At 69.5% G+C, this 17,780-nt stretch carries 16 protein-coding genes; 3 read left to right on the plus strand and 13 right to left on the minus strand.

Going from position 1 to position 17,780, the window contains the following annotated elements; all coding sequences use genetic code 11:
* Position 1: 1 nt before the first annotated feature.
* The 4 genes from mmsA to ACXJ3V_RS14905 all read right to left on the minus strand — a co-directional run bounded on the left by mmsA (position 2) and on the right by ACXJ3V_RS14905 (position 4,736).
* Positions 2 to 1,531, minus strand: a complete 1,530-nt coding sequence (mmsA, locus tag ACXJ3V_RS14890) for a multiple monosaccharide ABC transporter ATP-binding protein (protein WP_457101109.1) — start codon at positions 1,529 to 1,531, stop codon at positions 2 to 4.
* Between the two features lie 112 nt (positions 1,532 to 1,643).
* The gene (gene chvE / locus ACXJ3V_RS14895) at positions 1,644 to 2,717 is read right to left on the minus strand and encodes a multiple monosaccharide ABC transporter substrate-binding protein (RefSeq protein WP_457101149.1); all 1,074 of its coding nucleotides are present in this window, start codon (positions 2,715 to 2,717) and stop codon (positions 1,644 to 1,646) included.
* Positions 2,718 to 2,814: 97 nt separating this feature from the next.
* The gene (locus ACXJ3V_RS14900) at positions 2,815 to 3,534 is read right to left on the minus strand and encodes an L-ribulose-5-phosphate 4-epimerase (RefSeq protein WP_457101150.1); all 720 of its coding nucleotides are present in this window, start codon (positions 3,532 to 3,534) and stop codon (positions 2,815 to 2,817) included.
* A 182-nt stretch (positions 3,535 to 3,716) separates the two neighbouring features.
* Positions 3,717 to 4,736, minus strand: coding sequence for a LacI family DNA-binding transcriptional regulator (locus tag ACXJ3V_RS14905; RefSeq protein ID WP_457101110.1), 1,020 nt, complete (start codon positions 4,734 to 4,736; stop codon positions 3,717 to 3,719).
* A 171-nt stretch (positions 4,737 to 4,907) separates the two neighbouring features.
* On the opposite strand from ACXJ3V_RS14905, the gene ACXJ3V_RS14910 reads away from it, so the two are divergent.
* The 3 genes from ACXJ3V_RS14910 to ACXJ3V_RS14920 are packed head-to-tail and all read left to right on the plus strand — an operon-like array spanning position 4,908 to position 7,344.
* Positions 4,908 to 5,459: a hypothetical protein gene (locus ACXJ3V_RS14910; RefSeq protein WP_457101111.1), complete on the plus strand. Its 552-nt coding sequence runs from the start codon at positions 4,908 to 4,910 to the stop codon at positions 5,457 to 5,459.
* Positions 5,460 to 5,492: 33 nt separating this feature from the next.
* The gene (locus ACXJ3V_RS14915) at positions 5,493 to 6,476 is read left to right on the plus strand and encodes a Gfo/Idh/MocA family protein (protein ID WP_457101112.1); all 984 of its coding nucleotides are present in this window, start codon (positions 5,493 to 5,495) and stop codon (positions 6,474 to 6,476) included.
* 1 nt (position 6,477) lies between these two features.
* Positions 6,478 to 7,344, plus strand: a complete 867-nt coding sequence (locus ACXJ3V_RS14920) for an NYN domain-containing protein (RefSeq protein ID WP_457101113.1) — start codon at positions 6,478 to 6,480, stop codon at positions 7,342 to 7,344.
* Positions 7,345 to 7,353: 9 nt separating this feature from the next.
* Here the strand turns inward: ACXJ3V_RS14920 and ACXJ3V_RS14925 are convergent, their stop codons facing one another.
* The 9 genes from ACXJ3V_RS14925 to ACXJ3V_RS14965 all read right to left on the minus strand — a co-directional run bounded on the left by ACXJ3V_RS14925 (position 7,354) and on the right by ACXJ3V_RS14965 (position 17,756).
* Positions 7,354 to 8,157, minus strand: coding sequence for an alpha/beta fold hydrolase (locus tag ACXJ3V_RS14925; protein ID WP_457101114.1), 804 nt, complete (start codon positions 8,155 to 8,157; stop codon positions 7,354 to 7,356).
* Positions 8,158 to 8,162: 5 nt separating this feature from the next.
* Positions 8,163 to 9,554 carry an FAD-binding oxidoreductase gene (locus ACXJ3V_RS14930; protein WP_457101115.1) on the minus strand — a complete coding sequence of 464 codons (1,392 nt, stop codon included), beginning with the start codon at positions 9,552 to 9,554 and terminating at the stop codon, positions 8,163 to 8,165.
* Between the two features lie 12 nt (positions 9,555 to 9,566).
* Positions 9,567 to 10,253, minus strand: coding sequence for an NAD-dependent deacylase (locus ACXJ3V_RS14935; RefSeq protein WP_457101116.1), 687 nt, complete (start codon positions 10,251 to 10,253; stop codon positions 9,567 to 9,569).
* Between the two features lie 4 nt (positions 10,254 to 10,257).
* Positions 10,258 to 11,775, minus strand: coding sequence for an ATP-dependent DNA ligase (locus ACXJ3V_RS14940; RefSeq protein WP_457101117.1), 1,518 nt, complete (start codon positions 11,773 to 11,775; stop codon positions 10,258 to 10,260).
* A 2-nt stretch (positions 11,776 to 11,777) separates the two neighbouring features.
* On the minus strand, positions 11,778 to 13,604 hold the full coding sequence (gene nhaA / locus ACXJ3V_RS14945; protein WP_457101118.1) for a Na+/H+ antiporter NhaA: 1,827 nt from the start codon (positions 13,602 to 13,604) through the stop codon (positions 11,778 to 11,780).
* A 54-nt stretch (positions 13,605 to 13,658) separates the two neighbouring features.
* Positions 13,659 to 14,120: a DUF3817 domain-containing protein gene (locus tag ACXJ3V_RS14950; RefSeq protein ID WP_457101119.1), complete on the minus strand. Its 462-nt coding sequence runs from the start codon at positions 14,118 to 14,120 to the stop codon at positions 13,659 to 13,661.
* A 23-nt stretch (positions 14,121 to 14,143) separates the two neighbouring features.
* Positions 14,144 to 14,575 carry a MarR family winged helix-turn-helix transcriptional regulator gene (locus tag ACXJ3V_RS14955; protein ID WP_457101120.1) on the minus strand — a complete coding sequence of 144 codons (432 nt, stop codon included), beginning with the start codon at positions 14,573 to 14,575 and terminating at the stop codon, positions 14,144 to 14,146.
* A 30-nt stretch (positions 14,576 to 14,605) separates the two neighbouring features.
* Positions 14,606 to 16,663 (minus strand): elongation factor G, encoded by a 2,058-nt coding sequence (locus ACXJ3V_RS14960; RefSeq protein WP_457101121.1) that lies wholly within the window; start codon positions 16,661 to 16,663, stop codon positions 14,606 to 14,608.
* A 70-nt stretch (positions 16,664 to 16,733) separates the two neighbouring features.
* Complete coding sequence (locus ACXJ3V_RS14965; protein WP_457101122.1) at positions 16,734 to 17,756, minus strand: NAD(P)-dependent alcohol dehydrogenase; 1,023 nt, start codon at positions 17,754 to 17,756, stop codon at positions 16,734 to 16,736.
* Positions 17,757 to 17,780 lie beyond the last annotated feature (24 nt).

Below are 17,780 nucleotides of genomic sequence, written 5' to 3' on the forward strand. Positions count from 1 at the left end.
GTCAGCGCGGCTTCTCCATGGTCATGAGCTTCAGGACGGTTTCGGGTGTGGCCTCTTCGATCGGCAGCTCGCCGGTGATGCGCCCTTCGGAGAGCGCGTACACCCGGTCTGAGATGCCGAGGAGCTCCGGCAGCTCGGAGGAGATCACGATGATCCCCTTGCCGGATGCCGCGAGCTTGTTGATGAGGGTGTAGATCTCGTACTTCGCACCGACGTCGATCCCGCGGGTCGGCTCGTCGAGGATCAGGACATCGGGGTCCGAGTAGATCCACTTGGCGAGGACGACCTTCTGCTGGTTGCCGCMGGAGAGCTTGCCGGTCTTGACCAGGACGTTCGGGGCCTTGATGTTCAGGTCGCGACGGTACTGGTTCGCGATCTTGAACTCTTCGTTGTCGTCGACGAGCCCGCGCTTGGTGAGCTTGTGCAGCGACGCCATCGAGACGTTGCGCTTGATGTCCTCGATGAGGTTCAGGCCGTAGGACTTGCGGTCCTCCGTGGCGTACGCGATGCCGTTCTCGATCGCCTCCGCCACCGAACGGGTCTTGATCTCCTTGCCGCGCATGAACACCTTGCCGGTGATGCGCGACCCGTAGCTGTGCCCGAACAGGCTCATCGCGAACTCGGTGCGACCCGCGCCCATGAGGCCCGCGATCCCGACGATCTCACCGGCGCGCACGTTGATCGACACGTTGTCGACCATGACGCGGCTGGGATCCTGCGGGTGGTGGGCCGTCCAGTCCTCGACGCGCAGCAGCTCTTCGCCGATGTGCGGCTCGTGGTCGGGATAGCGGTGCTCGAGATCACGGCCGACCATGTCGCGGATGATGCGATCCTCGGTCACGTCGTCCTTGGCGATCGTCTCGATCGTCTWGCCGTCACGGATGACGGTGACGGTGTCGGCGACCTTCTTGATCTCGTTCAGCTTGTGGCTGATGATGATCGACGTGATGCCCTGGGCCTTGAGGCGCAGGATGAGGTCGAGCAGGTGGTCGGAGTCCTCGTCGTTGAGGGCCGCGGTCGGCTCATCGAGGATGAGGAGCTTCACTTCCTTCGAGAGGGCCTTGGCGATCTCGACGAGCTGCTGCTTGCCGACGCCGATCTGCTTGATCGGGGTGGTCGGGTTGTCGCGCAGGCCGACCTGGTCGAGGAGTTTCTGCGCCTCGAAGTTGGTCTTGTTCCAGTCGATGAGACCGAGGGGATTCTTGCGCTCGTTGTTGAGGAAGATGTTCTCGGCGATCGACAGGTGCGGGCTCAGCGCCAGCTCCTGGTGGATGATGACGACGCCCTTGGCCTCACTGTCGGTGAGGTTGCGGAACTGCACCTCCTCGCCTTCGAAGACGATGTCGCCTTCATAGGTGCCGTGGCCGTAGACGCCGGACAGCACCTTCATGAGCGTGGACTTGCCTGCGCCGTTCTCGCCGCAGATGGCGTGGACGGCACCGCGCTCGACCTCGAAATTGACGTTCGAGAGCGCCTTCACGCCGGGAAATGTCTTGGTGATGCCCCGCATCTCCAGGATGTAGTTGGTCACGTTCTTCGACCTCCTCGTGGGGGACTGACAGTGGGGACGTACACGGGGCGACGGCGGTGAGGGTGGAGTTCCCCCACCGCCGTCGCGCTATCGAGCGGTGAGCTCGGCCGGGTTACAGGCCGAGGTCTTCCTTCGACCAGTAGCCGGTGTCGACCAGAGCCGACTCGACGTTGTCCTTGACGACCGGGACCGGTGCGAGCAGGTACGAGGGAACGACCTTGACGTCGTTGTCGTACGTCTCGGTGTCGTTGACCTCGACCTCGTCGCCGTTCAGAACGGCGATGGCCATGCCGGCAGCGACCTTCGCGAGCTCGCGGGTGTCCTTGAAGATCGTCGCGTACTGCTCACCGGAGAGGATCGCCTTGACCGAGTCGACCTCGGCGTCCTGGCCCGAGATGATCGGCCACTCGTCGCCGACGGAGTAGCCGGCGTCGGTGAGGGCCGAGATGATGCCGCGCGAGATGCCGTCGTACGGCGACAGCACGGCGTCGACCTTGGTGCCGTCGGAGTAGGTCGAGGTGAGGATGTCCTCCATGCGGCTCTGGGCGGTCTCGCCGTCCCAGCGCAGCGTGGCGGCCTGCTCGATCTCGGTCTGACCCGACTTGACGACGAGCGTGCCGTCATCGATCAGCGGCTGGAGGACGTCCATGGCGCCGTTGAAGAAGAAGAACGCGTTGTTGTCGTCCAGCGAGCCGGCGAACAGCTCGATGTTGAACGGGCCGGCGGGCGCGTCATCGAGGGCGTTGCCCTCGAGGTCGGTCAGGCCGAGGCCGTTGAGCACGGTCCACGCCTGCTGCTGGCCGACGAGGAAGTTGTCGAACGTCGCGTAGTAGTCGACGTTCTCGGTGCCCTTGATCAGGCGGTCGTACGCGATGACGGGAATGTCAGCGTCCGCGGCGGTCTGGAGGACCTCCGAGAGCGTCGTGCCGTCGATCGACGCGACGATGAGGGCCTTGGCGCCCTTGGTGATCATGTTCTCGATCTGCGAGACCTGCGTGGGGATGTCGTCCTCGGCGTACTGCAGGTCGACCTTGTAACCCTCGGACTCGAGCGCTTCCTGAACGGCCTTGCCGTCAGAGATCCAACGCTCCGAGCTCTTGGTCGGCATCGCGACGCCTATCAGGCCGCCGTCTGCGCTGTCGCCAGAACCGCTGTCACCCGAGGTGCCCGAGCATGCCGTGAGCATGAGTGCTCCTGCCGCGACTGCGGCGATGAGGAACTTCTTGCCGTTGTTCACTGTGTGTGTCCTTTCATGGACGTCATCGTCTTGGTGGTGCCGATATTCAGTTGTTGCCTCGGGCCACCGGGGCGTCCCGGCGGTCGTCGGAGTTCTGCCCGTAGACGTTCTGGTACCGGCTGTAGAGCCGGTCGATCGCGTCCTGCGGGATGGAGATGAGGGGGCCGCCCTGCTTGGCGAAGTGCACGGTGCGGGCGACGTCTTCGCACATGACGGCGGCCTTGACGGCGTCCTTCGCGGTCGCGCCGATCGTAAACGGGCCGTGGTTCTGCATCAGCACGGCGCGGGAGCGGTGCCCGGTGAGCGTCTCGACGATGCCTCGACCGATCGAGTCGTCGCCGATGATCGCGAACGGGCCGACCGGGATCGGGCCGCCGAATTCGTCGGCCATCGCGGTGATGACGCATGGGATCTCCTCGCCACGCGCAGCCCATGCCACGGCGTAGTCGGAGTGGGTGTGCACCACACCGCCGACCTCGGGCATGTTGCGGTAGACGTAGGCGTGTGCGGCGGTGTCGCTCGATGGGGTGCGCTCGCTGCCGGGAGTGCCTGGGACGACGTTGCCGTCCAGGTCGCACAGGATCATGTTCTCGGGGGCGAGGTCATCGTACGAGACGCCGGAGGGCTTGATCACGAAGAGGTCGGCGCCGGGAACGCGACCCGAGACGTTGCCGCCGGTCCAGACGACGAGTCCGTAGCGGACGAGTTCGGCGTGCAGCGCGGCCACGTCGGCGCGAACCCGCGCGATGGCGACTTCGGTCTTCACTCCGACGACGTACCGATCACGCTGCTCAGCGTCTTTGCCCTGCACCACAGTGCGTCTCCTTGGTCTCGCGCTCCGATGAGCGTTCCCGATGTGACGTCATGTGACCGTTCACATCGGTTCACTATAGCCACGGGCGCGGCCGGAGTGTCAACTCAAACGGTCTCGGGTTGGTAACGGCCTCTTCAGCCCCACCGCACCGGCCCGGTCGAGGACCGCACGATCAGCTCGGGCATGATCGTGGCGGGCGCCGACTCATGGTTCGGATCGACCGGGCCGAGCAGGATGTCGACGCACCGGCGGCCGAGTTCGACGAAATCCTGTCGCACCGTGGTCAACGGCGGCCAGAAGTGCGCGGCCTCGGGGATGTCGTCGAAGCCGACGATGCTGATGTCCCGCGGCACCTCGAGCCCTTCGTCCCGGATGGCGTGGATCAGCCCGAGCGCCATCTGGTCGTTCGACGAGAAGATCGCGGTGAAGTCCCGCACCCGCAGCAGCTCACGCCCCGCGTAGTAGCCGAAATCGGCGGTCCAGTCGCCGAGGATCGGCGCCGTGGTCGGGATGTCGCTGGCCGACATCTCCTCGAGGAAGCCGCGCATGCGCGCCTCCGCCTCGATCCAGTCCTGGGGGCCCGCAAGGTGGTAGATCCCACGATGACCCTGGTTGATCAGGTGTTTTGTCGCGAGCCTGGCGCCGGCGACCTGATCCACCGACATCGCGTGCGCAGGATCGAGGTCGGTGGACTGCAGCGTGACGTACGGGATGTCTATGGCTTCCGCCGACAGTGCGCGCAAGACGCGCACCTGCGGGGCGATGACGACGATGCCCTCCACCGCCTGGGTCATCAGATGCGTCAGCCCGGCCGGGATCGACTGCGGATCCGACGCGTCGATGTTCGCCGTGCTCACCCAGTAGCCGCGCTCCTGGGCGGCCGCCTCGATGGCCGCGATGCTCGAAGCCGGCCCGTACTGGGTGCTCCGGGCCGCGAGGATGCCGATCGTCTGCGAACGGCTGGTCACGAGTGCCCGCGCCGCGCGGTTCGGTCGGTACTGCAGCCGTGCCATGACCTCGAGCACACGCTCTTTGGTTTCGGGACGGATGCTCGGGTGGTTGTTGAGCACGCGGGAGACGGTCTGATGCGAGACGCCGGCGAGGCGTGCGACGTCGCGGATGCTGGGTCGCCGGGCGCTGGCTTCTTCGCTCATCCGGATGCCTCCTCTTCGCGGCTAGGGAAATTCCATGTGCACGGTCACATGACTCTCCTGGACATTATGCACCCGGTAGCTCGATTACACCCAGGTGCCCATGTGACTGTCACATCCTGCCTGCTGTGTCGTGTGACGCGGTGCATGCCGTCACACGCCTACACTGGCCGGGTGTCGGATCTGTCCAAGCATCTTCCGCTGAGCAATCAGCCGCGCGGCGACGAGACCGGCGTCACCTCGGATCGCCGCAGCCCCATCGTCGAGCTTCTGACCGAGGCGTCGCGGCTCGTCGGGAACGCTCCAGCGTCCCAGCAGGCTGCCCTCGTCACCGCCTTCCTCGACGACGCGCGCCTCGCCAGGGAAGCCCCCGCCGATMGCGACCCGCTCCCGCGCCTGACCGAGGCCGCMGCGGCGGTCCGGAACGGCCGGAAGCGCGGCATCCGTCCCCTCGTGCACACCGCGCGCGCGCTCTTCCGGCTCGCGTCCTCGCTCGGGGCCTCTCCGGCGATCGACCCGCAGGTCTGCGGCGCCATCGTGCTGTGGGGGGCGACCTCGGGGCCGTTCGACCGCCGTGCGGTGCTCTCCGGGCACACGATCCGCGCCACCGACGCCGATTGGGAGTTCGGACACGGCCCGGTGCTCGCCGGAACCGCCCTCGCGATCGCCGCCTTCGTGCTCGGGGCGTCGGACACTCCCCCGCAGCAGGTCAGCTCGCCGCGATGACTCGCCGAGGCCGGCGATCGGTACGCTCGAAGCATGACCGGACTGCGCTGGGGAATCCTCGCCACGGGCGGAATCGCCCATATGTTCACCAAGGACCTGCGCACCGCGGGCCTCGACATCGCCGCTGTGGGATCGCGGCGCGCTGACGCGGCCCGCGCCTTCGCCGACGAATTCGAGATCCCGCACGCCCACGACTCCTACGAAGCCCTCGTAGACGACCCCGACGTCGACATCGTCTACGTCGCCACCCCGCACCCGGCGCACGCCGACAACGCCATCCTCGCGCTCGAGCACGGCAAGCACGTCCTCGTCGAGAAGCCCTTCACCCTCAACGCCGCCGAAGCGGCGCGGGTGCGCGATGTCGCCGCCGCCAACGGCCTGCTCGCGATGGAGGCCATGTGGACCAGATACCTTCCGCACATGGCGCGCATCCGGGAGCTGCTCGCGGAGGGGGCACTCGGTGACGTGCGCGCCGTCACCGCCGACCACACCCAGAGCATCTCCACCGATCCCGCGCACCGGCTCAACGCTCTCGAGCTCGGCGGCGGCGCCCTGCTCGACCTCGGGATCTACCCCGTCTCGTTCGCGTGGGACATGCTCGGCGCGCCGACGACGGTCACCGCCGCCGCGCGACTGAGCGAGACCGGCGCCGACGCGGAGGTCGCCACGATCTTCACCCACGCGTCGGGCGCGCTGTCCACCACGATCTCCGCCGCCCGCTCGGCGGGACCGAACACGGCGCACGTCATCGGCACGGACGCCCGCATCGACATCGACCGGGTCTGGTACAGCGCCACCTCGTTCCGCGTGACCCGGCCCGACGGCACGGTGGTCGAGGATTACATCTCTCAGATCGACGGCCGCGGGATGCAGTACCAAGCGCTGGCCGCGGAGCGGATCCTCGCCGAGGGACGCACCGACAGCGACATCCTCCCCATCGACGAGACCGTGGCCATCATGGGCACGCTCGACGAGATCCGCGCCCAGATCGGCGTGCGCTACCCCGGAGAGCAGTGATATGCCCGACCACCTGAACCCCCGCGTCGCCGTCTACCTCGACTTCGACAACATCGTGATGAGCTGGTACGACCGCGTGCACGGACGCAACTCGTACTCGCGCGACCGCCAGCGGATCGCCGAGAACACCACCGACACCGAGATCGCCGGGCGCCTGGCCGCCGCGACGATCGATGTCGGGGCGATCATCGACTACGCCGCCTCGTTCGGCACGCTCGTGCTCACCCGCGCCTACGCGGACTGGTCATCGCCGGTCAACGCCATCTACCGCTCGCAGCTCGTCGCGCGGGCCGTCGACCTCGTGCAGCTCTTCCCTGCGGCCGCGTACGCCAAGAACGGCGCCGACATCCGCCTCGCGGTGGACACCGTCGAGGACATGTTCCGCCTCCCCGACCTCACCCACGTCGTGGTCGTTGCCGGCGACAGCGACTACGTGCCGCTCGCCCAGCGCTGCAAGCGCCTCGGCCGGTTCGTGGTCGGTGTCGGCGTCGCGGGGTCGACGGCGAAGTCCCTCGCCGCCGCCTGCGACCAGTTCGACGCGTACGACTCACTCCCGGGCGTCGTCGTTCCGGTCACCGAGAAGGCGACGGATGCCGCACCCGCCGCGACGGGACGCCGCCGGAAGAAGGAGCCCGAGGACACGTCCGGCGAGTTGCTCGGTCGCGCGCTGCGCCTCGAGCACGAGCGCACCGACGAGGACTGGGTGCACCTCTCCGCGGTCAAGAACCTGCTCAAGCGGATGGACCCGTCCTTCACGGAGAAGGGACTCGGGCACCGCTCGTTCTCGGACTTCGTGAAGGCGCACCCCACCGTCGCTGAGATCGACGAGTCGACCAACATCGTGCGGGTGCGGCTCGTCGGACGCTGAGCGCCCTGCTCAGACGCCGCGCAGGAACTCCAGCAGTGCGGCGTTGAAAGCCTTCGGCTGCTCCCAGTTCGCCGCATGGCCGTCTTTGGGGATGACGACCGACGAACCCCGCGGGGCGAGCGCCGCCGCAGCCGCCGCGTGGCTGCTCGGCCACAATTCGCTCTCCGCCCCCGCGACGAAGAGCACCGGCACGTCGGTCTGGGCGATCGTCGCGCGCCAGTCGGCCTTCGCGTGGTCTCCGAGCAGGGCGAGTTCCCCGGGCGTCAGGGTGCGGTCGACCCCCTTCAGGGCGCTGAGCATCCGCACGAGGCGCATCCCGCGCTTGAAGACCGGGGTGCCCTTTCCGGTGTCGGGGATCTTCTCGGCGAAGTACGTGTCGATGTTGGAGGCGTCATAGCCGTAGAACCCGTGCGGCCAATCGGGCGTGTTGAGCATCTTCGGCGTCTGGTCGATGATCGCGATCGCGCGCACCCGGTCAGCGGTGAATTGGTCGACGTACGACCAGATCGTGTTGCCGCCCATCGATCCGCCCACGAGGATCGCGTCGGAAAGATCGAGGGCCTGCAGGACATCCCGCAGGTCCTGCCCGCGGCGACGCATGTCGACGCCCTGTGCCGGGCGCTCAGCGGCGCCGTGCCCACGCAGGTCGACGGCGAGCACGCGGTAGCCGGCATCCGCCAGCGCCGGCACCTGGTACTTCCAGCTCGTGGCGGCGGCCTTGAACCCGGCCGTGAGGACGAGGGGTGGGCCGGCCGGGTCGCCGTGCTCGGTGTAGTCGAGGCGGACGCCGTCGTCGGCGGTGATGGTTGTCATGGTGCTCATGCTCCGTTCGGGAAGGCTTTGCCTGGGTTGAGGATGTCGTGGGGGTCGAGTGCCCGTTTGATCGCGGAGTGCAGCTCGAGCACCACGGGGCTCAGCTCCTCCGCTGCGCCGGTGAGCTTGAGCAGACCGACGCCGTGCTCGCCGGTCACGGTGCCGCCCAGGGCGCGGCAGTCGTCGACGATGCGGTCGAACGCCCGCTTCGCCCGGCGCTTGGCCTCATCGTCGCCCTCGGGGGCGATGATCAGGGGGTGCAGGTTGCCGTCGCCGGCGTGGGCGATGTTGGCGATCACGACGCCTTCATCGGCGGCCGCCCGCTCGATGCGAGCGAGCATCTCGGGCACGGCGCTGCGCGGGACGCAGACGTCCTCGGTGAGCACCGGCCCGAGCCGCTCCAGCGCCGGGTAGGCGAGGCGGCGCGCCGCGAACAGCCGGTCGATCGCGTCCGGGTCGGAGGCGCGCTGCACCTCGGTGCCGCCGGCCTCGGCGAACAGGCCGGCGATGCGTGCGGCCAGCTCCTCGCCGCGCTCGCCGACTTCGTCGACCTTGGCCAAGAGCAGGGTCTGCGCACTGTCCGGGAGGGTCCACCCCTGCCATTCGGCCACGGCGTGCAGACAGGTGCGGTCGATGAGCTCGAGGGCTGAAGGGACGATGCCGGCCGCGGACACGGCTGCGACGGCGTGCCCGGCATCCGTCAACGAAGGAAAGTAGCCGATGATCGCGCGCTCTTCGCGCCCGCCGAGTGGGAGGAGCTTGAGGGTCACCTCGACAATGATCCCGAGGGTGCCTTCGGACCCGACGAGGAGTCCGGTGAGGTCGTACCCGGTTACCCCCTTGGCCGTCCGGCGCCCGACTCGTGCCACCCGGCCATCGGCCAGCACCACGGTGAGCCCCAGGACGTAGTCGCGCGTGACGCCGTACTTCACGCAGCAGATGCCGCCGGCGTTGGTGGCGACGTTGCCGCCGATCGTGCTGATGGACTGGCTCGCCGGGTCGGGCGGGTACCAGAGGCCCTGGGTGGCGACGTGCCGGCGGAGGTCGTCGTTGAGGACGCCTGCCTCGACGACCGCGTACCGCTCGGCCGGCTCGACCTCGAGGATCCTGGTCATCCGCTCGAGTGATAGGACAAGGCATCCCGCGGTGGCGTTGGCGCCTCCGGACAGTCCCGTGCCCGCGCCACGCGGCACCACCGGCACGCCGTGCGCCGCCGCGATGCGGACGGCGGTGGACACCTCATCAACCGAGGTGGCGAAGACGACCGCCGCGGGCCGGGCGAACTCGGCCCATTCGGCGTCGTCGTGGCTGCAGCGCTCGAGGGTGTCGGGATCGGTCACCACCGTTCCGACGGGGAGGGCTGCGAGGAGGTCGGCGACGATGGCGGGCGTGGTCATGGCCCCTCGATGCTATGTCAACAGAACCTCGTCGACCCACGCAGGCACGACCTCGGTGGCAGGCCCGGCCCGCACCTCGTCGAACGGCACAGCGGCGTCGCTCGGCTCGAGGTTGAGCTCAAGGGTGCGCGCGCCGAAGGCCGCGGCGAGGGCGACATAGCCGGCGGCCGGATACACCGCGCCGGATGTCCCGACCGATACGAACGTGTCGCACGACACAACGGCCCGCTCGATGCGGTCGAGGTCGTACGGCATCTCACCGAACCAGACGACGTCGGGGCGCAGCATCCGCTCTCGGCACACGGGACAGGGCGGGCGGTCGATCAGATCGGAGGCCCACGCCGAGCGCGACCCGCACGCGGTGCACCGCGCCCGGAGCAGCTCGCCGTGCATGTGGACGAGGCGGCGGCTGCCGGCCCGCTCGTGCAGATCGTCGACATTCTGCGTCACGACGAGGAGGTCATCGCCCAGCTCGTCCTCGAGCCGCGCGAGTGCGCGATGCGCCGCGTTGGGGACGACGGATGCCAGGGCCCTTCGTCGCGCGTCGTAGAAGCCGAGCACCAGCTCGGGGTCGGCCTCGTAGCCCTCCGGCGTCGCCACGCGGTCGACGGAGTGGCCCTCCCACAGGCCGTCGGTGGCACGGAACGTCGGCACACCGCTCTCGGCGGAGATGCCGGCACCGGTGAGCACGACGATCATGCCGTCACCCCTTGAGCATCGCGCGCAGCGTCTGCACGGTGTCGGCCTCGGCCGGCCGCTTGTCTTCGCGGTACCGCTTGACCCGGGCGAAGCGCAGCGCGATCCCCCCTGGGTAGCGCGTGGAACGCTGTACGCCGTCGATCGCGATCTCCACCACGATCTCGGGGGCGATCCACACGGTGCCCTCGGAGCGCCGCACCTCGAGCTCGGGGAACCGCTCGGTCTGCCACCGCAGGAGCTCATCGGTGAGGCCCTTGAAGGTCTTGCCGACCATCACGAAGCCTCCCCCGAATTCGCCGGTCTCATCGCGTGCGCCGAGGTGCAGGTTGGACAGCGTCCCGGTGCGCCGCCCGTACCCCCACTCCGCGGCGAGGACGACGAGGTCGAACGTGTGCACCGGCTTCACCTTGATCCAGCTCGCCCCGCGGCGGCCGGCCGCGTAGGGCGAGTCGATGGCCTTCACCACGACGCCTTCGTGCCCGGCCGCGAGCGCTGCGGCCGAGACCTGCTCCGCCGCCACGGGATCGGCCGTGATCTCGCCGGGGATCAGGTGCGCCGGGGCGATCCGGCCGAGCTCCGCGCGGCGAAGCGCCAGCGGCTCGTCGATGAGATCGCGGCCGTCGAGGTGCAGCACGTCGAAGAACCACGGATGCAGGAGGGTCTCGCGCGCTCCGTCTGCGCCGAACCTGGCCATCGTGTCCTGGAAGGGACGCGGCACGTCGTTCTCGTCGAGGGCGAGGGTCTCACCGTCGAGGATCACCGCATGCACCGGCATCCGCCGGACGATGTCGACCACCTCGGGGAGCCGATGCGTGATGTCGGCGAGGTTGCGGGTGAACACCCAGACCTCGTCGCCCGCGCGATGCACCTGGATGCGAGCGCCGTCGAGCTTGTATTCGACGGATGCCTCGCCCACCGTCGCGATCGCCGCCGCCGCGCTCGGGGCCGTGCCGGCGAGCATCGGCATGATCGCGCGCCCGACGACGAGCCCCACCGCGTCGAGCGCCTCCGCCGTCCCGCGGATCGCCAGTGCCGCGGTCTCGGCGAGGTCGCCGGAGAGCATCGCCGCCCGCCGCACGCTCGCAGCCTCGCGCCCGGAAGCCCGCACGATCGCGTCCAGGAGCACACCCTCCAGAGCGCCGGTGCGCAGCTCGCCGACGATCACCCGAGCCAGAAAGTCCCACTCCGGGGCCGTGGCCTGCGCCGCGAGCGCCTGAAGTGTCGCAGTGCGCGTCGCGACCGACCCTGCACCGGATGCCGTGGCCAGCGCCTCGAAGGCGGCATCGACGTCGGCGATGGTCAGGGTGGGCTCCGGCGCGTGCTCGACCTCGAGTGTCGCGATGCCGCGCCAGCCGACGCCGATCCGTCCCTGCCGCGGGCTCGCGGTGAGGAGGCCGACGGCCGGGGCGAACTCGTCCTGGTCGAGTGTGCTGAGGAGCTCGGAGAGCGCCTCGATCTTCGCGAGCCGCGACCGCGTCGCGGTGACCGCATCCACGGCCTGCAGCACGCGTGCGAGCAGCATGCTCAGCTCGCCTCCAGGACCCGGATCAGCGTCGCCGAGTCGTACGGGCCGATGTGCCGACGTCCGTTGACGAAGAACGTGGGAGTGCCGTGCAGGTCCATGACCTCGGCATCCATCCGATCGTCCTTGATGCGGTGCATCACATGCGGTGAGCGGAAGTCCTCGGCGAACCGGTCGGGGTCGAGGCCGAGCTCGACCGCATACCGGCACAGGTCGTCGACCTCGAGGCGATCCTGGTTCGCGAACAGCACGACCGCCATCTCGAAGAAGCGGCCCTGCAGGGCCGCCGCTTCGGCGGCCTGGGCGGCCTCCTGCGCACGCGGATGCGGTGCATCGAGCGGGAAGTGCCGGAAGATCCAGCGCACGTCATCGCCGAACCGCTCGCGGACGGCGTCGATCGAGCCGGTCGCGCGGCTGCAGAAGGAGCACTCGAAGTCGCCGTACTCGACGATCTCCAGCACGGCCCCCACTCGGCCGCGGAAGTGGTCGCGGTCGGGGTCGAACGGCCGCGCCAGGCGGGCGCCCACGGCTCGCGGCGGCCGCACCCGGTCGCCGATCGCCAGGATCGCCCAGCCGGCGAAGAAGGCGATCACCGATGCGGCCAGCACGGCGATGCGCGCGATGTCCCGGGTGTGCGGGTCGTCGATCGCGAGGGGCACCAGGAAGAGGGAGATCGTGAAGCCGATCCCGGACAGCGCCGCTCCTCCGGCGATCCGGGTCATCCCCAGCCCGGGCGCGAGCACGCCCTTGCCTGCCAACCGGATCATCGCGGTGGCGCCCGTGATGCCGATGAACTTGCCGACCACGAGCCCCGCGACGATGCCCCACGCGACCGGGGAGGTCGCGGCATCCCGGATCATCTCGGGTTCGAGGTGCACCCCCGCGTTCGCGAGCGCGAACACCGGCAGGACGCCGTAGGCGATGTAGGGGCGCCAGGCCGCATCGACCCGCTCGTTGATCGAGAGCGAATCGCGCAGGCTCCGGGTGACGGCCGCGGCATACGCCGGATTCGGCGACTCGCGGAACGCCTGCGTGAGTTCGGCCGCGCGTTCGACGTCGGAGCGCCGGGGCGGGAACACCGGGATGAGCAGCGCGACCGCGACCCCGGCGAGCGTCGGATGCACGCCGGCCAGGAGGAGCGCCGCCCACAGGGCCGCCCCGAGGGCGATGTAGCCGAGTGCCCGCGCCGCCGGGAGGAAGCGCACCAGCGCGAGGAGGCCGATGAGCAGAGCCGCGGCGACGAGCGGGACGAGCTGGATGCCGGTGTTGTAGAAGATCGCGATCACCACAAGTGCGCCGATGTCGTCGACCACGGCGAGGGTGAGCAGGAAGATCCGCAGTCGGGCGGGGAACTGCAGGCCGATCAACGCCACGGCACCGAGCAGGAAGGCGGTGTCGGTCGAGATGACCACACCCCAGGCATCCGCGTGCCCGCTCGAGAACGTGAACAGGGCGAAGATCGCGGCGGGCACGATGAGCCCGGCGACGGCCGCCGTGATCGGTACGACGGCGCGGGCGCGGTCGGTGAGCTCGCCGATCGTCAGTTCGCGCTTCACCTCGAGCCCGACGAGGAAGAAGAACAGGGTCATGAGGCCCTCGTTGACCACCTCGTGCAGCGTGAAGGCCGCTTCGAGTCCGCCCGCCGAGATCGACAGCGGAAGGTTCCAGAACTCCTCGTACGTCGTGGCGAACGGGGCGTTGGCCCACACCATGGCCAGCACGATGCCGACCAGCATGACGGCGGCGGCCCGCCGGTCGCCGTCCATGCGGCGCCGGCGATGACGCGCGCCGATGCCGGCGGTCGTGCGGATGACCCGGCTCTCGCTCACGCTCCTATCCTGGCCGAGGATCCGGCGCTGGGCACCGAGATTGCCGCGCTCGGCTCAACGACCGCCGGGCGGCCCGAGGATGAGGAGGACGATGAAGAGGACCAGGATGCCGAGCAGCAGCACTGATGCGAACACCCACGGCCGGCGGAGGAACCATCGCATCAGACGGTCGTGCCACGCGAGATCGCGCGGATCGGCGGTGGCGTCCACCCGCCAGGCACCGGTCAGTCGTCCCGTGCGATGCAGCCACAGCTCGACCGGGATGGTGGCGTACGGGATCACCGTGCTGACGAGCGCGACGAGGGTCGGTCGCACGGTCCAGCGGTTGTTCTTCGCCACGAGGATTGCGGTGGCGCCATACGACAGGAACACCAGTCCGTGGATCGCACCTCCGATCGTCGTGGCGATCGCGAGTCCTGCGGTGGCGCGCAGGATCAGGCCGATGATGAGCAGGGTCCACGAGATCGCCTCGGCGACCGCGAGCACTCGAAAGAGATTCAGGGGGGTTCGGAACACCCCTTCAGTATAACTGAAGCCCTTCAGTCTTCCTGAAGGTTCGCTCCGAACGGCTCGTCGTGCGGTTCGCCTTCCAGCGCGCGGGTGAGCGTCGGGGCTCCGCCGGCGAAGGCGGCATCCAGCCGCGCGAGGCGCCGCTCGGCCTCGGCGAGCGCAGATTCGCCCTTCGCGGTAGGTCGCAGATCGGATGCCGCGCCGGCCTGTGCCGTGGCATCCGACACGAGGCCCTCCTCCTGGAGCGCACGCACCGCGGTGTGCGCGGTCTGCACCGTGATCTGCGAGCGGCGGGCGAGTTCGGAGAACGAGATGCCCGGCGTGACGTGGATATGCGCGAGCAGCCCGTACTTGCGGGTCGTCAGGCCGAGGTCCTTCAGCGCCGCCGTCAGCTGTGCGTCCCACACGCTCGACAGAGTCAGCAGTGCGATGACCGGACTGAAAGGCGGGCGCTCAGACATGGATCCCCATCGTAGCGAGCGCGTGCACGCTCAGGCGGGAGCGCGCTCGTACCGGTCCGGGGCGATCGTCAGCTCGGCTTCGCCGCCGGTGAGGGCGCGCAGGTCGAGCACGTACCGGCCCAACTCGGCATCTGGCACGCTCGCGATGACCCGGGCGCGGCCTTCGTCGGCGGTCTCGCTCGCGATGACCCGCCCACGTCGACCGGAAAGATCGGTGAGCACGGGACCCTGGTGATCGGCCGGAACCGTGACGGTGACGATGGACACCGGTTCGAGTCGCACGGTGCCGGCCTCGGCGAGCGCGGCCTTCACCCCGAGCGACGCCGCGGTGCGGAACGCCATCTCGGACGAGTCCACCGAATGCGCCTTGCCGTCGAGGAGTTCGACCCGGACGTCGACGACCGGATGCCCGAGCGGACCACCGGAGGCGAACGCCTCGCGGGCGCCGCGCTCGACGGCGGGAATGTAGGAGCGCGGCACGGAGCCGCCCACGACGGAATCGATGAATTCGAAGCCGCCCCCAGGCGCAAGCGGCGATACCCGTACGTGCACGACGGCGAACTGGCCGTGTCCGCCCGACTGCTTCTTGAGCTTGCCCTCCGCCTCGGCCGTGCCGGAGATCGTCTCGCGGTACGCGATCGGCGCGCTGTCCGTCGTGACGTGCACGCCGAGCACGCGGGCCAGCCGCTCGACGCCGACGGCGATGTGGGTCTCGCCGAGGCCCCGCAGGAGCGTGTCGCTTCCAGCTCGATCGACCACGAGGGTCGGATCCTCGGCGACGAGGCGCGCCAGCGCCGTTGTGAGCTTGGCGTCATCGGACTGCGACACCGGCTCGAGGCTCACCGCGAAGACCGGCGCGCGCACGGGGAGCCGCATCGGGCGCGCCCCGCCGCTGGTCCTCGTCCACAGCAGCGACCCGGCCGGACTCCCGGTGAGCTTGGCGACCGCACCGATCTCTCCGGCGCGCAGCGAATCCGCCTGCAGGTGCTCGGCCCCGCGGAGGCGGAAGATGCCGGCGATGCGCTCTTCGACGCCCGTGGTGGCGTTGTGCAGCCGATCCCCCGGCCGCATCACCCCGGACAGCACCTTGAGCATCGCGACCTGACCGACGAACGGATCGGCGACCGTGCGGAACACGTGGACGAGCGCCTCCCCCGCCGGATCAGGCGCGACGCGATGCTCGCTGCCGCCGTTTCCGTCGGCATCGACGCCGAGGAGGATCCGCCCGTCATGCGTGCCGCCGGACGGGGCGAGGTCGCAGATCAGGTCGATGATGTGGTCGATCCCCGTCCCGGTGACGGCGGAGCAGAGGATGACGGGCACCACCTCGCCCGCTGCGACCGCCTTCACGAGCGTGCGCTCCAGGTCGGGTGACGAGGGCTCGTTCCCGTCCAGGTAGGCCTCGAGCTGCTCGTCGTCGCGGGAGACGATCTCCTCGGTGACCTCCTGGTGCAGGCGATGCTCCTCCACCGCGATGCCCTCGGGGAGCGCGTCACCATGGTGGTGGCCGGACTCGTCGTAGACGAGCGCCTCCTCGGAGAGGAGGTCGGCGATCCCGTGGAAGTCCGCCTCCTCGCCGAGGGGCAGCTCGAGCGGCCAGAGCGTCTCGCCGAAGGCGGTGCGCAGCTGCGCGAGCGTGCGCCGGAAGTCGGCGCGCGCGCGATCCTCCTGGGTCACGACGATGATGCGCGGCACACCGGCCGCCGCCGATGCCGTCCAAGCGGCGCGGGTGCCGCCGGTGACGCCGTCGACAGCGCTCACCACGACCACCGCGACATCCGCGACGGAGAGCGCACCGTCCACGGCGCCGATGAAGTCCGGATGCCCTGGCGTGTCGATGAGCGTCACGTCCCGCTCGGTGCCGTCTTCGCGCCACGTGAACCACGCAGGCGCGAGCCCGAGGGTGGCGCCCCGCGCGATCTCCTCCGGCTCGTGATCCAGCGTTGTCGTCCCCTGCTCGACGCTCCCCATCCGCGGGATCGCGCCCGCTCGGTAGAGCAGCGCCTCCGCGAGGGTCGTCTTGCCCGAGCCCATCGCGCCGATGAGCGCCACCGTCCGGTGGGTGGAGAGAGCGGATGTCGCTGCCAAGGGGTCCTCCCGCGTCATCGCGGACCAATTGCGACCATCGTCCCCCGGATCGCGGAAGCGCACCAGTGGCTCACGCCATGCGCAGCACCACGTTCCCGCGCTTGTGGCCGGTGTCCACGCGGCGATGCGCCAGGGCCACATCCGCGAGCGGATGGATGCTGTCGATGACGGGGACGAGCGCGCCGGACTCGGCGAGCTCCGTCATCCGTCGCAGCGCCTCACCCGCCGTCAGCTTCGCGCCCTGATAGGTGACGAGCGCGCCGCTGCGGCGCGAGTTGCGGCGGGTGCCGAGCATCCCCTTCAGATCGGCGATGACGAGCAGGAGCGCTCCACCGCGGCGCAGGATCGGCGCCACCCGTTCGAACGGCGCGTTGCCGACGCACTCGACGATCACGTCGTAGGTGAGGCCCTCCGCGGCGAAGTCGGTGGTCGCGTAGTCGATGACGCGCTCCGCGCCCAGCGAGCGCACGAGCTCGGCGTTGCCGGCACTCGTCACCGCCGTCACCCGAGCGCCGGCTGCCGCAGCCAGCTGGATCACGATGCTCCCGACCGCACTCGACCCGCCGTTGACCAGGACTTCGGTGCCTTCGCCCAGCTCCACGCGATCGAGGAACGACAGGGCGGTGAGAGCCCCAAACGGCAGCGCGGCAGCCTCCTCGAATGTCAGGTTCGCCGGCTTGCGAAACACGTCCTTCGCCTTCAGGGCGACGAACTCCGCGTGACAGCCCATGTCGAACCCGCGGATCGCGAGGACCTCGTCGCCCACGGCGAACCCGCGCACGTCGCTTCCGACCGCGTCGATCACTCCGGCGGCGTCGGTGCCGAGGATCGGATGCCGCGGCCGGAACACCCCGATCATCACCAGCCCGAGCGCCCCGAGTCCGCGGGGCAGGTCGCGCGAGCGCATGCGATGGTCGGCGACGCTCACGCCTGCGGCTCGGACGCGCACGCGGACTTCGTCGGGGCGAGGCTCCGGGACCGCGACCGTCTCGATGCTCACGACCTCCGGGCCGCCGAACCGGCGGGCGACCGCCGCCCGCATCGTCTTGGCTGACGCGCTGGACCCTGCCGCGTGCCGCGAAACTGTGGTCATGATCGCTCCCTTACGCCGTAAGTA

Source organism: Microbacterium sp. P5_E9 (assembly GCF_054049175.1).